Origin of the sequence: Promicromonospora kroppenstedtii (assembly GCF_044389675.1) — a bacterium.
Lineage (GTDB): Bacteria > Actinomycetota > Actinomycetes > Actinomycetales > Cellulomonadaceae > Promicromonospora > Promicromonospora kroppenstedtii.
In genome coordinates, this window is the sequence record NZ_JBIRYI010000004.1 from 40,834 (window position 1) to 54,178 (window position 13,345).

Genomic DNA, 13,345 nt, shown 5'->3' on the forward strand with positions numbered 1-13,345 from the left:
CGGAGGTGCCGGGAGTAGTGGCTGGCGGCGCTCGCGGCTGCCCAGGTGGCGTGCGCGAGATCGGTCGGATGCCCTGAGATCGATCCCTTGCCTCGAGACCGGTCGGTTGTCGGACCGATGTCGCGGCAACCGACCGAAGTCAATTTGCGCTCGCGCGCAAGCTCGAACAGCGCGACGGGGCAGCTTCCGTGCTGACCAACCTCGGGCGTTTCCAGGACTCCAAGCACCTCCACGTGCACATCCACAACGGCGCCCGTCTCCGGGACCGACCATCGGGAACGACCCCGGGCAGGTGTGCGGCATAGGGTGCCGCGATGGACTTCGCACTGGCTCTCCGCGGCCCGGTCGACGACGCCGTTCTCTCGGCCCTGCACGCCCGCGCGTTCGCGAGCTCGGCCGAGTCGGTCATGCCGTGGTCGGAACGCCTGGCACGTCACAGCCTGACCTGGATCACGGCGACCGACCCCACCGGACAGCTGATCGGGTTCGTCAACGTGATCGGCGACGGCGGACAGCACGCGGTGCTGCTCGACACCGTCGTCGACCCGGCGTACCAGGGACAGGGCCTCGGCCGAGACCTGGTGGCGGCGGCCGCCGACGCCGCCCGCGACCACGGCTGCGAGTGGCTGCACGTCGACTTCGAGGCGAGCCGGGCCCGGTTCTACCTCGACGCCTGCGGCTTCCGCCCGACGGCTGCCGGCCTGCTGCGCCTCACGTAGCACCAGCCCCGTCCGGGTCTCGCCCTGCCGATGTCGGCCTGGAACGACATCAGAGGTTCTCCTGGATCATCTCGGCCGACGCGTGGATGCACATCATCCGCAGCGTGCCCGTCCCGGTGTTCTTGAAGCCGTGCCAGACGTCCGGCTGGACCACGGCGGTGTCGCCCGCCCGGGCGACGACCGTCTCGTCACCGACCGTGATCGTGGCCTCGCCCTCCAGGACCGACCAGGTCTCGGTGTACGGGTGACGGTGCAGCCCGGGCCCCTGTCCGGGGTCGTTGGTGACGAGGAAGAACGAGACGCCCGACCCGTGGTCCCGGCCCTCGAAGCGCAGGGTGCGCGAACCGGAGATGCGGATGGTGTCGGCGGTGACGATCGCGGCCATGTCTGACTCCCGAAGATTCTGGAGCCGGCCCGTGCGGCCGGCGTGACCCCAGCCTCGTCGGGGTCGCTTCGGCGCACTACGGTTTCGACGTGCATCGAAACATGGTGGAGTTCAGGCTCGCGCCCGACGACATCTCGGCCATCCGGTTCGGCGTCTCGCCCGGTCACGAGCTCGCCCACGCCGTGCGGGTGCTGGTGCAGCCGCAGTACCACCCGCTTCAGTGGGGCTGGCTGCGCCGGGCCCGCGACCAGGCGCCGGCGCGGGCATTCGACCTGATGCGCCTGCTCGTCGGACCGGACGGGTACATGCCGGACTTCCTCACCTCGACACCGGGCTGGGACCTCGGCCCCGAGGAGGAACTGGCCCGCCTGCGCGCCACCGACCTCGGCCCGCTGCGCGTCGACGTCCTGAAGCGTGTCGACCGCACGACCGGCACCGAGCAGCGCCTGCTGCGGGCGATGGCGGACGACCCGGAGCGCACCCGGTCCGCCGCCGCGGACGCCTGGGAACAGTGCTGGGACGCGTTCCTCGCCCCGTACTGGCCGCAGCTCGAGCGGATCCTGCGGGCCGACGTCGGCGTGCGCTCCCGGCGCGCGACGACGGACGGCCTCGGCGCGATGGTCGAGACCCTGCACGAGGCCGTGAGCTGGGCCCCGCATGCCGTCCGGGTGCGGCTGCGCATGCACGGCGAGGTCCTCGACTGCGCGGGCAGCGGGCTCGTGCTGGTGCCGTCGGTCATGGCGCCCCGGTGCTCCGTCGTCACCGAGCCGCCGGCCCAGCCCACCCTGTTCTACCCGGCGCTCGGTGTCTCCGAACGCTGGGCCGACGACGGACCTGGCACCGCCGAGGCGCTCGCCCGCCTGCTCGGTGCGGGCCGGGCAGGCGTGCTGCTCGCGCTGCGCGCGCCGCTGTCCACGAGCGAGGTCGCCGCCGCGTGCGGGCTCGCCGTGTCGACGGCGTCGCACCACCTCGCGCTGTTGAGTGCCGCCCGGTTGGTCGACGCCCGGCGGGACGGCGCGCGCGTGCTGCACGTCCGCACGCCGTTGGGGGAGGCGCTGGTCGGGGGCTGACGTGCTACGTGACCGACGCTCCGGCCCGAGCCCGGCCGACGACCGTCCAGGCGGTGGCCGAGACCTCGAACGGCCCCGTGGACAGAAGCTCGCGGCACCGCGCCTCGACCGCTCGCCGGGCTCCGGCGTCGAGGGCGGCGACGTAGTCCCCGGCCGGCCCGACGCCAAGGGTGTACGGCTCCCACCACTCGGCAAAACCCGCGTACGCCGTGGTGACGGTGAGCTCGTAGGACCGGACGTCCTCCAGCCCCGCGGCTCGGAACAGGTCGGCGAGCTGGCCGGTGCGCGCCCCGACCTCCGCCGCCTCGTCGACGGCATCCGGGTCGACGTCCCGCGCCGCGCGCCAGAACGTGGACAAGGGCGCCCGCTCGCCCCCGAAGTCCCAGACGCTCGCGGAGACTGGGCCACCCGGCGCGGTGACCCGCGCCATCTCCCGTAGTCCTGCCACGGGGTCCGTCATGAAGGGCACCACGAGCTGCGCGAGCGTGAGGTCCACGGCGCCGTCCTCGAACGGCAGCGCCTCCGCCACCCCGTGCCGGACGTCGACGCCGGGGCACCGTCGTCGGGCCGCCTCGACGAACGGGACCGACGGGTCGACGGCGGCGACGTCGTCCGGACCGAGCCGGCGAACCAGCCGTTCGGTCACTGCCCCCGGTCCGCACCCGACGTCGAGCGCACGCTGGCCGTGCCGCGGGTCGACCAGGTCGACCAGCTTCTCCGCGAGCGGCTCGGAGTACCTGCCCATGAATCGCATGTAGGACTCGGCCGCGACATCGAAGGCCATGGGTCGACTCTACGACTCGGCGTGCGGGCAAACGATCGAGGCCCCGAACTCCCAGGTCATCTGGGTGTTCGGGGCCTCTGGATGCTCCCGCGGTTGGACTTGAACCAACGACCGTCCGATTAACAGTCGGATGCTCTGCCAGCTGAGCTACGCGGGATCGAGTTCACCCGTCCCGTTGACCGGGTGGGCGACCGGTGAAAACTCTAACAGGTCTCAGCGGGTAGTCCCGACTCGAATCCGCCCTGGATGACAGCGGCCTCCATCACACCCCACGGCCCGAGCACAGAAGTCACGGTCTACCCAGTCATCCGGCGTCGAAAAGCCGCCAGATTCCGGCGTAATCGCTGGGTAGACCGTGACCTTCACGCGCACCCCCGCCCGGCACCGGTCACCGGCCCACCATGCCCATCCCGGCCTCGTTGTACCGGTCGCCCACCACGCCCACTCGCGCAGCCAGCCCGTTCAGGTCCGCCAGGTCGTCGGCCGACAGCGCCACCGCAGTTGCCCCCGTGTTCTCCTCGACCCGTCCCAGCCGCCGCGTCCCCGGGATCGGCACGATCCATGGCCGCTGCGCCAGCAGCCAGGCGAGCGCTACCTGGCCCGGCGTCGCACCCTGCGCCTCCGCGAGGGCGCGCACATGCTCCACCAGCACCTGGTTCGCGTCGCGGTTCGCGGCAGTGAACCGTGGGATCGACGCCCGCATGTCGTCGGCCGTGAACGACGTCGACGCGTCGACCGACCCGGTCAGGAACCCCCGGCCGAGCGGGCTGAACGGCACGAACCCGATGCCGAGCTCGGCGAGCGTGGGCAGCACCTCCGGCTCGGGGTCGCGCGTCCACAGCGAGTACTCGCTCTGCACGGCCGTGACCGGGTGCACCGCGTGCGCCCGGCGGATCGTGGCCGGGCTCGCCTCCGAGAGTCCGAAGTGGCGCACCTTGCCGGCCTCGACCAGCTCCTTGACCGCGCCGGCCACGTCCTCGATCGGCACGTCGGGGTCCACGCGGTGCTGGTAGAACAGGTCGATCACGTCGGTGCGCAGGCGCCGCAACGAGGCGTCGGCGACGGCGCGGATGTGCTCCGGCCGGCTGTTCAGGCCCACGGTGGCGCCGTCCTCGATGCGCCAGCCGAACTTGGTGGCGATCACCACCTGGTCCCGCACCGGCTCCAGCGCCTCGCCGACGAGCTCCTCGTTGACGTAGGGGCCGTAGACCTCGGCGGTGTCGAACAGGGTGACGCCACGCTCCACGGCGCCCCGCAGCACGCCGATCATCTCCTCGCGCGTGCCCGGGTTGGGGCCGTAGCCGGCGGACATCCCCATGGCGCCGAGGCCGACGGCGGATACCTCCAGGCCCTGGCCCAGCGTGCGGTGGTGCATGACGGTCTCCTTCGGTTGGTCAGCGGTCACACCGTAGTCCCGGGACTCGCGGGCCACGCCCCGGTGTTGCACGGTGGTGTGGCAGGCCGCACCGCGCGTTCGGCAGCAGGTGGCACCGGGGGTGCCCGGAGGGGAGCATGCGATGACCCAGTGGACCGAGCACGAGCTCGCGCAGGTCGACGGAACCGAGGAGCTGCAGGTCTCGTCCTACCGTCCGGACGGCACCCTGCGCCCGTACGTGACGATCTGGACCGCTCGCCTGGGCGGCGACGTATACGTGCGATCGGCGTACGGCCCGGACAACGGGTGGTTCCGCCGCGCCAAGGCCTCGGGGACGGGCCGCGTGAAGGTGGGCGACATCGAGCGTGACGTCCGGTTCCAGGAACCGGTCGAGGACGTCCACCCCGCCCTCGACGACGTCTACCGCCGCAAGTACGCCAAGCACGACAAGAGCATCGTCGGCACCGTCGTGGGCCCGCGGGTCGTGGGAACGACGCTCCGCCTGGTCCCGCAGGGCTGACCGGCCGAGCCCGCCCGGGCGCGACGACCCGGGGGAGTCAGGCCGATAGGCCTGCCGCGCTGCGCACCCGCGCCTCGGCGGCGTCGATCACCCGTGCCGTCTCCGGGTCGGCGAGATCCACGCCGTTCCCGCCGATCACCTGCGAGAACAGCTCGCCGTCGACCCGGCGCCGCACCGCCACGCGGGCGGACCGCCCGCCGGGCAGCTTCACGGGCTCGGCCAGCACCACCGACCACTGGACCCGCTCCCGGAGCACCTGCGGCAGCACCGTGCGGCGGCCGTCGAGGGCGATCGGCGTCGGTTCGTCGCCGTCCACCCAGTGCACCCGGATCACGTTGGACTCGGTGTCGTAGGTGGCCCGGTCGACGTCGGCCCACTCCCGGTGCACGACGACGGACGGGGCGCCCCGCGATTCCGTGTCGCCCTTCGTGTCGGGCGCCTCGGGCGCGGAGATCAGCAGGAGCTCGGCGCGCGTGGCGAAGGCCCAGGCCTCCCCGGTCGACGTGACCAGTGGCGCCTGGGCCAGCACCGAGTCGGTGCGGTGCGAGCGGACGGCGCGGCGGACCGCCTTCTGCGGGCGGTGCGCGAACCACGAGCTGAACCCCATGACACCCAGGCTAGTGGCCCGTGCGTCGCCGACCGGGCAGGGTGCGGGGCGTCGTCGGCAGTTGGCATCGAGATCGGTCCAGGGCTGGACCGATCCCGATGCCAACTGCCGAGCATGGGATGGGTCGCCGGCCGTCGGCGTGAGCACCTCCGACGCGACGTAGTTCACCCCCTGAACGGTCGGCGGAGGCCCCCCGGGTGCCGTAGGTTCGAGCCTCGTGACCTTGACGAACACCGTGCCTCCCGCCCAGCCGACGGACGGGAGGCCGGACGGTTCGGCAAGAGAGCGCCGGGAAGCGAAGGCCCGCCGTCGGCGCGCCCTGCGGAGGACCCTCGCGGCCACCATCGTGGTCGTCGTCCTGCTCGGCCTGGCAGGGCTCTCCTGGTACCTCGTGTCCGACGTCGAGGACCTGGGCACGCAGAACGTCGCGGCCCGTCACCTGCTGGCCTCGTCCGAGTCCCGGGTGGCCGACCCGGCGACCCGTGAAGCGCTGGCGGAGCAGATCGCGGCGGCCGACGCCGTGCTCGCCGAGCCGTTCCTGACCCGGCTCACCATGGGCACCGCAGAGGTGGGTGATGCGCTCGGTGCGGCGTCGGACGCCGTCCGCGCGTCCATGGTGGATCTCGCCCGGCACGAGGTGACCGCGGCCCGCAAGAGCCTCGCGGCCGCGACCGGCCGCGGCGAGAAGATCTACGCGGCGACGGAGGGCAAGGGGGCCGACGACACCGTCCGGTCCAGCCTGCGCGCGGCCCTGGACACCAGCACCGCGGCCGACGCCGCCGCGAGCTCGGCCTTCACCGGAACGGACCTGGAGCGGCTGGGCGAGGCCGAGTACGACCTGAGCACCAAGCGTTCCGTCGTCACGGCGGCCACGGAGGCGATGGCCACCGCGCAGGACGCGGTGACCTGCCCGGCGCCGGACCAGGTCTGGGACCCGGACAGCGGCAAGCTGCAGAAGGACCAGCTCGCGCGCATCCCGTGGGCCCCCGACTTCGTCGTGCGGGCCGACGTGCTGGACGGGCTGATCGCGCTCGACGAGGCCTACCAGGCGGAGTTCGGCACCCACCTGACGATCAACTCGGCCTACCGCTCGTACGCCTCCCAGGAGGAGCTGTACGACCCGTCGTCGCCCATCGCCGCGCCGCCCGGCTGCTCGAACCACGGCCTCGGGCTCGCGGTCGACATCGGCGGCGGTGTCGAGACGTTCGACACCCCGCAGTACAACTGGCTCAAGACCCACGCCGAGGCCCACGGCTGGATCCACCCGGCGTTCGCGGAGCCGAACGGCCGTGTGCCGGAGCCGTGGCACTGGCAGTCGGTGCTCGCGCGCGAGAGCTCCTGACCCGCACCATTCCGCGGGTATCAGCCTGGTTTGACCGTCTTGTCGTTTTCGACGTGCGAGTGACCTGGGTACGGGGGAGGGTCGATACAACGCGGCGCGACCCAGCGCCCGCGTGGTGGAAGGAGAAGCACATGCCCGGCTGGCTCATCCTCATCCTGATCGGCGTGGTCCTTGTGATCCTCGGTGTAGCCACCGAGATCGGTCAGTTCCTGATCTGGATCGGCGTGATCGTCCTCGTGGCGAGCCTGATCATCGGCCTCGTGGGCCGCAGGCGCGTCTAGCGTCCCGGAACAAACTGCTTGACCCCGCCGGTCCGGCGCCCGCTGCAGGGCGCCGGACCGGCGTCTTTCCCGGGTCTTTCTCAGCGGCCGCGGGTAGGGGGTTGCCATCTGAGAAACCGGTTACTAGGATCTGGGAAACCGGTTACTCGGATTCACCCGCTGCGCGCAACACAGCAATGTCCCGCATTCAACGACGAACGTGAGGCAATGACGATGAGAAGACCCAGAGCTGTCCAGTTCCTCTCGGCGGTGGCCGCGGTGACCCTCGCGGTCACGATCGGGGTGGCCGCCCAGTCCGCCCCGGACGCGGCGGCGGCCACGGGCCCGGCCACGGGCTTCGCCACGCAGAACGGCGGGACCACCGGCGGCGCCGGCGGCCAGACCGTGCGAGCCACCACGGGCACCGCGATCCACACGGCGCTGTGCAACCGCGCCAGCAGCGACACCCCGATCGTCATCGAGGTGTCGGGCACCATCAACCACGGCAACACCAGCAAGGTCTCGGGCGACAGCTGCAGCACGGCCGACGGTGTGATCGAGCTCAAGCAGATCAGCAACGTCACGATCGTCGGCGTGGGCAGCGGTGCGGTGTTCGACCAGATCGGCATCCACATCCGCGAGGCCAGCAACATCATCATCCAGAACGTGACCGTCCAGAACGTCAAGAAGTCGGGCTCGCCGACGTCGAACGGCGGCGACGCGATCGGCATGGAGAGCGGCGTCCGCAACGTCTGGGCCGACCACCTCACGCTGCTGGCCTCGGGCGGCGAGTCGGAGGGCTACGACGGCCTGTTCGACATGAAGAACGACACCAAGTACGTGACGTTGTCGTACAGCATCCTGCGCAACTCGGAGCGCGGCGGCCTGATCGGGTCCAGCGAGAGCGACCTCTCGAACGGTTTCGTCACCTTCCACCACAACCTGTACCAGAACCTGAACTCCCGCACGCCGCTGCTGCGCGGCGGCGTGGCGCACATGTACAACAACCACTACGTGGGGCTGGTCGAGTCGGGCATCAACTCGCGGGCCGGCGCCAAGGCGAAGGTGGACAGCAACTACTTCGAGGACTCGAAGGACGTGCTCGGCACGTTCTACACCGACCAGGCCGGCTACTGGCAGGTCGCGGGCAACGTCTTCGACAACGTGACGTGGTCGAGCCCGGGGGAGGACAACAACCCCGCGGGACCCAACCCGACGTCGAACACCTCGGTCAGCATCCCCTACTCCTACCCGCTGGACGCCGCGAGCTGCGTGCCGGCCGTCGTCGCCGAGACGGCGGGGGCGAACAACGGACTGCAGGTCTCGGACGGCAGCTGCACCCCGACGGACCCGACCGATCCCACGGACCCGACCGACCCCACGGATCCGACGGATCCGACCGACCCGACGGACCCGCCGACCGGGGCCAACCTGAGCCTTGGCGCCGGAGCCGACGGCTCCAGCAAGGCGAGCGGCACGAGCTACGGCAACGTGCTCGACGGCGACACGAGCACGTACTGGTCGCCGGCGGGCGCCACGGGCCGGATCTCGGTCAAGTGGGGCAGCGCCACGACGGTGTCGGCGATCAACGTCCGCGAGGCGTCCGGCGCCGTCGGGAACATCGGCTCCTGGCGGGTCGTGAACAACGGCAACGGCGCCGTGCTGGCCACGGGCAGCGGGGCCGGCGTCATCAGCTTCGCGGCCACCTCGCTGACCAAGATCAACTTCGAGATCACCAGCTCCTCGGCCACGCCGCGGGTCGCGGAGCTCGAGACGTACGCGAGCGCCGCCCCCGGCGGTGAGGACCCGGGCGGCGAGGACCCGGGCGAGGAGCCCGGCGAGCAGCCGAGCGCCGACGCCTTGTTCGTGGCACCGAACGGTACCGCCGACGCCGCGGGTACCGAGTCCGATCCGACGACGCTGGCCTCCGCGATCGACCGGATCGAGCCCGGCGGCGCCATCTCCGTGCGGGGCGGCACGTACAACCTGTCGCAGACGCTCGACATCCCGCCGGGCAACAGCGGCACCTCCGGCAACCGGACCGAGCTGTTCGCGTACCCGGGCGAGCGGCCGGTGCTGAACTTCTCGGCGCAGAGCGAGGACCCCGCCAACCGGGGTATCGCCATCGGCGGCGACTGGTGGCACCTGCGCGGCCTCGTCGTCGAGCACGCCGGCGACAACGGCATCCTGCTGGGCGGCGACAACAACATCATCGAGCGGGTCGTGACGCGGTTCAACCACGACTCCGGCCTGCAGATCTCCCGGTACACGGCCGGGGCACCGAGCAGCGAGTGGCCGTCGAACAACCTCGTCGTCTCCTCGGAGTCGCACGACAACGCGGACTCCGACGGGGAGGACGCCGACGGGTTCGCGCCCAAGCTCACGGTGGGCAGCGGCAACGTCTTCCGGTACACGGTGTCGCACAACAACATCGACGACGGCTGGGACCTGTACACCAAGGACGACACCGGTCCCATCGGCGCCGTGACCATCGAGGACTCGCTCTCGTACGAGAACGGCACCCTGTCCGACGGCTCGCAGGCCGGCAACGGTGACCGCAACGGCTACAAGCTCGGCGGCGAGGACATCGCGGTCAACCACGTGGTGCGCCGCAGCATCGCCTACGACAACGGCAAGCACGGCTTCGGCTACAACCGGAACCTGGGATCGCTGACGGTCTCGAACAACCTGAGCATCGGCAGCGCGGAGCGCAACTTCAACTTCGACGGCGGCTCGTCGACGTTCCGCGACAACACATCCTGCAACAGCGGCTCGAACGACCGCATCATCGGGAACGACGCGGGCGGCAACCAGTGGTGGTCCGGCTCGAACGGGTCGCGCTGCGCGCAGTACTCGGGGGCGCTGGACTGGTCGTTCGCCTCGGACGGGCGGCTCGTGGTGACGATCGGGGGGAACGAGGTGGACCTGTAGGTCGCTCGGGAGCGGGAGGCTGACGGGGGAGCCCTGGGGAGCGCGGGTCGCGCTCTCCGGGGTTCAGCCCTGTGCGGGGTCGGGCTCGGCGACCAATCAGCCGGGCTGGAGCGAGTTCACCCGAGCAGCGACCGCAGAGCGCTCGCGGCGCCCTCGTCGTCGAACGATCCCGTGCGGTGGGTCGCGGCCGCGAGGACGAACGGCGACGCGTGGCCCATGGCGACGGCGTGCGCGGCCCACCCGAACATCTCGATGTCGTTCTCCCCGTCGCCGATCGCCGCAGTCCGCTCCGGGTCGACCCCGAGCTCGATGCGGACCTTTTCCAGGGACGATGCCTTCGAGATCCCGGCCGGGGTGACGTCGACCCAGTCGAGCCGGGTGGCGATCACCGTCAGCCCGCGCGCGACCAGCTCGGGGACCAGCCGGTAGGCGTCGGGGCCGTGCAGGGCGATCCGCGGCGTGGGATTCGCCGGGAACTCGTCGAGCGGGGCCTGGCGCTGCGCGCCGTTGAGCTCGTACCCGGGGAACGGGGCGCTCACCCGCCAGCCGACCCCGACGATCTCGGCGGCGACCCGCACGGCCGGTGCCTCCCGCAGCGCGACGTCGATGACGGTCGCGGCGTCGACGGAGTGCTGTTCCACGACCTGGTAGTGCTCACCGACCAGGTGCGCGGTGACCGCCCCGTTGCTCGTGACCATCCAGACGTCGCGCAGGCCGAGCTGTAGTGCCGCGGTCACCGCGCCCTTTACCGAACGGCCCGTTGCCAGGACGATGTGATGCCCGGCGTGCAGCACCTCCTGCGCCGCACGCCGCACCGCCGGCGTCGGCGGCTGCCCTGTGCGGAGCAGGGTTCCGTCGATGTCGCACGCGATCATCCTGGTCGTTGTCATGTCGGGGAGATTATTGACCGGTATCGGGGAGCGCGCTGGGTATCGAGCCCGCGAGCGTCGTCAGAACGGTCAGAATCGAGCGGCCCGCTCCTTGCGCGATGCCCTGGGTTCCGTGATCTCGTTGCCCTTCCCGTCGCGCAGCACCTTCCTGCCGTCCTGGTACAGACCGACCAGGCCCAGCAAGCCGAAGAACGCACCGGGCAGCAACAGGAGGAGCCACCAGCCACCCTGCGCGGCCCACCAGCCGAAGGCGACGGCGAGGGTGAGCAGGAAGATCGCCAGGCCTACTCCGAACGGATCGCGCCTCGCCCGGCTCGCCCTGTCGGCCGACGCCGCGATCTGCCGAACCCTGGCATCGATCGACTCCTGCAGGACCGCCCGCATGGCCGACTGCTCGTGCAGGTTCGCGAGGATCTTCTGGTCCTGCTCGATCTCGTCGCGAACATGGGTGTTCCGCGCACGCTTCAGCCAGAGAGCGACCACACCGAGCACCGAGGTCGCGGCCGTTCCGATGAGTTCCCAGGGCACTGACGATGCCGCTTCCGTTTGCACGGACACAGGGTACGGCCGTCTCCGCATGCTTCCGCACAGCGCTGACCTGCGTGATCGCGGTCCTACGGTGCCCCGTCTCGGACTTGAACCGAGGACCAAGAGATTATGAGTCTCCTGCTCTGACCAGCTGAGCTAACGGGGCGTGCGGCACGAGCCGCGCAAGGATCCTACTGCCTCGGGCGGTTCCTGCAGGTGAGGGCCCGCGCGGCGCGACGGCGTCCGCCTGGGTACGCTCGAGAAGAGCGACGGGTGGCACCGCCGGGGGCTGCCGACCCGCCCCGTGAGCCGAGGGCGACGACATGAGCACCCCACCAGGCGACGGCGCCGAGGCCGTGACCGCGCACAGCAGGCGACTGATGCTGCTGCTGTCCGCCGCGATGTTCGTGCTGGTGGTCGACACCTCGCTGATGAACGTGTCGATCTCCGCCGTCATCCGGGACCTGGACACCACGGCCGGGGGCGTGCAGTCCGCGATCGCGCTGGAGGCGCTGGTCTCGGCCGCGTTCATCCTGATCAACAGCAAGGTGGGCGACCTGATCGGGCGTAAGCGCGCCTACGTCCTCGGGCTCCTGGCCTACGCGACCGGGGCGCTGGCCATGACGCTGGCACAGAGCCTGACGGCGATCATCATCTTCTGGGCGATCATCGGCGGGCTCGGTGCCTCGCTGCTGCTGCCCGCCATGCAGTCGCTGATCCACGGCAACTTCGAGGGCCCGGCCCAGAAGCAGGCGTACGCCATGGTCGGCGCCGCGGCAGCGATCGCCGCCGCCGTCGGCCCGCTGCTGGGCGGGTTCGTCACCACCTACCTGTCGTGGCGGGTCGGGTTCGGGCTGGAGGCGCTCATCATCGCGATCGTCCTGAGCCAGATCAGGCTCGTGCGCGACGTCCCGTACACCGGCGACCGCCGGGTCGACGTCGTCGGCGCGATCCTGTCCGTGATCGGCATGGGCGGCGTGGTGCTCGGCATCCTGGTCTGGCAGGAGGGCGGCGAGCTCGTCGGGGTCCTCCTCCTGCTCGGCGTCGTCGCGCTCGTGGCCCTCGCGCTCTGGCTGATGCGCCGCGTCCGGGAGCACCGGGTCCCCCTGCTCGACCCCGGGCTGTTCAGGCACGCCGGCTTCACCACCGGCGTCACCGGCCAGATGCTCCAGCAGGTCACCCTGGGCGGCGCCATGATCGCCCTGCCGCTGTTCCTGCAGATGACGCTGGAGTACAACGCCCTCGAAGCGGGCCTGGCCCTGACGCCGCTCTCGCTGACCATGTTCGGGGCCGCGCTCGTGGCAGGCCGCAAGGCCGGCAACCGCCGTCCGGCCGCGATCATCCGCACCGGCTTCCTGCTGGCCAGCCTCGGCATCGCCCTCATCATCCCGTTCGTACCGCGCGTCGACAGCGGCTGGTACCTCGTGCTCCCGCTCGCCGTCACGGGCTGCGGGCTGGGCCTGCTGGTCTCGCAGCTCAACAACTACACCCTCGCCCCTGTCGAGGAGGAGCGCGTCAGCGAGGCCGCGGGCGTCAACTCGGCCGCCGGATCCTTCGGGCTCTCGTTCGGCCTGGCCATGTCGGGCGGCATCCTGCTCGCATCCCTCGCGCTCGGCTTCAACCAGCTCACCCAGGAGAGCCAGATCATCCCGTCCGCCGACCAGCAGCAGATCGCCGACGCGCTCGAGACCGACGCAGAGGTGATGAGCAACACCCAGCTCGCCGAGCAGATCACCGGCCGCCCGCCCGCCGTCGAGGCGGAGGTGCTCGCCATCAACGAGGAGGCCCGCAACCGGTCGCTGCAGGTGGCACTGCTGGTCCCGCTGTTCGCCGGCCTCGTCGGGCTCGGCAACTCCGTGCGCATGATGCGGCTGCCCGACCAGAAGCCGTCGTCGTCCCTCGACGGGACCGACCTCGGCTGACGTCGGCGCTGC

The 13,345-nt window shown here is 71.2% G+C and carries 13 protein-coding genes and 2 tRNA genes; 7 read left to right on the forward strand and 8 right to left on the reverse strand.

Annotated features, from left to right (window positions below):
• Window positions 1-314: 314 nt before the first annotated feature.
• Entirely contained in the window at window positions 315-719 is a 405-nt protein-coding gene (locus ACH47X_RS07690) for a GNAT family N-acetyltransferase (RefSeq protein WP_397402972.1), read from the forward strand.
• A 49-nt stretch (window positions 720-768) separates the two neighbouring features.
• On the opposite strand, the gene ACH47X_RS07695 is transcribed toward ACH47X_RS07690, so the two are convergent.
• Window positions 769-1,104 carry a cupin domain-containing protein gene (locus ACH47X_RS07695; RefSeq protein ID WP_036967794.1) on the reverse strand — a complete coding sequence of 112 codons (336 nt, stop codon included), beginning with the start codon at window positions 1,102-1,104 and terminating at the stop codon, window positions 769-771.
• Between the two features lie 89 nt (window positions 1,105-1,193).
• On the opposite strand from ACH47X_RS07695, the gene ACH47X_RS07700 reads away from it, so the two are divergent.
• A complete protein-coding gene (locus ACH47X_RS07700) occupies window positions 1,194-2,174 on the forward strand; it encodes an ArsR/SmtB family transcription factor (protein WP_397402975.1) in 981 nt (326 codons plus the stop codon).
• Between the two features lie 4 nt (window positions 2,175-2,178).
• Here the strand turns inward: ACH47X_RS07700 and ACH47X_RS07705 are convergent, their stop codons facing one another.
• The 3 genes from ACH47X_RS07705 to ACH47X_RS07715 form a co-directional block, all read right to left on the reverse strand.
• A complete protein-coding gene (locus tag ACH47X_RS07705) occupies window positions 2,179-2,958 on the reverse strand; it encodes a class I SAM-dependent methyltransferase (protein ID WP_397402977.1) in 780 nt (259 codons plus the stop codon).
• 84 nt (window positions 2,959-3,042) lie between these two features.
• Window positions 3,043-3,115, reverse strand: a tRNA-Asn gene (locus ACH47X_RS07710).
• Window positions 3,116-3,346: 231 nt separating this feature from the next.
• Window positions 3,347-4,333, reverse strand: coding sequence for an aldo/keto reductase (locus ACH47X_RS07715; protein ID WP_397402979.1), 987 nt, complete (start codon window positions 4,331-4,333; stop codon window positions 3,347-3,349).
• A gap of 142 nt (window positions 4,334-4,475) precedes the next feature.
• Between ACH47X_RS07715 and ACH47X_RS07720 the strand changes: the two genes are divergently transcribed.
• Complete coding sequence (locus ACH47X_RS07720; protein WP_397402981.1) at window positions 4,476-4,853, forward strand: DUF2255 family protein; 378 nt, start codon at window positions 4,476-4,478, stop codon at window positions 4,851-4,853.
• Window positions 4,854-4,890: 37 nt separating this feature from the next.
• Here the strand turns inward: ACH47X_RS07720 and ACH47X_RS07725 are convergent, their stop codons facing one another.
• The gene (locus tag ACH47X_RS07725; RefSeq protein ID WP_397402983.1) at window positions 4,891-5,460 is read right to left on the reverse strand and encodes a hypothetical protein; all 570 of its coding nucleotides are present in this window, start codon (window positions 5,458-5,460) and stop codon (window positions 4,891-4,893) included.
• A 217-nt stretch (window positions 5,461-5,677) separates the two neighbouring features.
• Between ACH47X_RS07725 and ACH47X_RS07730 the strand changes: the two genes are divergently transcribed.
• From ACH47X_RS07730 to ACH47X_RS07740, 3 genes are all read left to right on the forward strand, one after another.
• Window positions 5,678-6,802: a M15 family metallopeptidase gene (locus ACH47X_RS07730; RefSeq protein WP_397402985.1), complete on the forward strand. Its 1,125-nt coding sequence runs from the start codon at window positions 5,678-5,680 to the stop codon at window positions 6,800-6,802.
• 131 nt (window positions 6,803-6,933) lie between these two features.
• On the forward strand, window positions 6,934-7,083 hold the full coding sequence (locus tag ACH47X_RS07735; RefSeq protein ID WP_169736524.1) for a hypothetical protein: 150 nt from the start codon (window positions 6,934-6,936) through the stop codon (window positions 7,081-7,083).
• Between the two features lie 213 nt (window positions 7,084-7,296).
• A complete protein-coding gene (locus ACH47X_RS07740) occupies window positions 7,297-9,993 on the forward strand; it encodes a polysaccharide lyase family 1 protein (protein WP_397402988.1) in 2,697 nt (898 codons plus the stop codon).
• 116 nt (window positions 9,994-10,109) lie between these two features.
• Here ACH47X_RS07740 and ACH47X_RS07745 read toward each other — a convergent pair whose 3' ends face one another.
• The 3 genes from ACH47X_RS07745 to ACH47X_RS07755 form a co-directional block, all read right to left on the reverse strand.
• Window positions 10,110-10,883 carry an HAD family hydrolase gene (locus ACH47X_RS07745; protein WP_397402990.1) on the reverse strand — a complete coding sequence of 258 codons (774 nt, stop codon included), beginning with the start codon at window positions 10,881-10,883 and terminating at the stop codon, window positions 10,110-10,112.
• A gap of 69 nt (window positions 10,884-10,952) precedes the next feature.
• Window positions 10,953-11,435, reverse strand: a complete 483-nt coding sequence (locus ACH47X_RS07750; protein WP_397402992.1) for a hypothetical protein — start codon at window positions 11,433-11,435, stop codon at window positions 10,953-10,955.
• Between the two features lie 68 nt (window positions 11,436-11,503).
• A tRNA-Ile gene (locus ACH47X_RS07755) sits at window positions 11,504-11,577 on the reverse strand.
• A gap of 157 nt (window positions 11,578-11,734) precedes the next feature.
• Here ACH47X_RS07755 and ACH47X_RS07760 point away from each other — a divergent pair.
• The gene (locus ACH47X_RS07760) at window positions 11,735-13,333 is read left to right on the forward strand and encodes an MFS transporter (protein WP_397402994.1); all 1,599 of its coding nucleotides are present in this window, start codon (window positions 11,735-11,737) and stop codon (window positions 13,331-13,333) included.
• Window positions 13,334-13,345 lie beyond the last annotated feature (12 nt).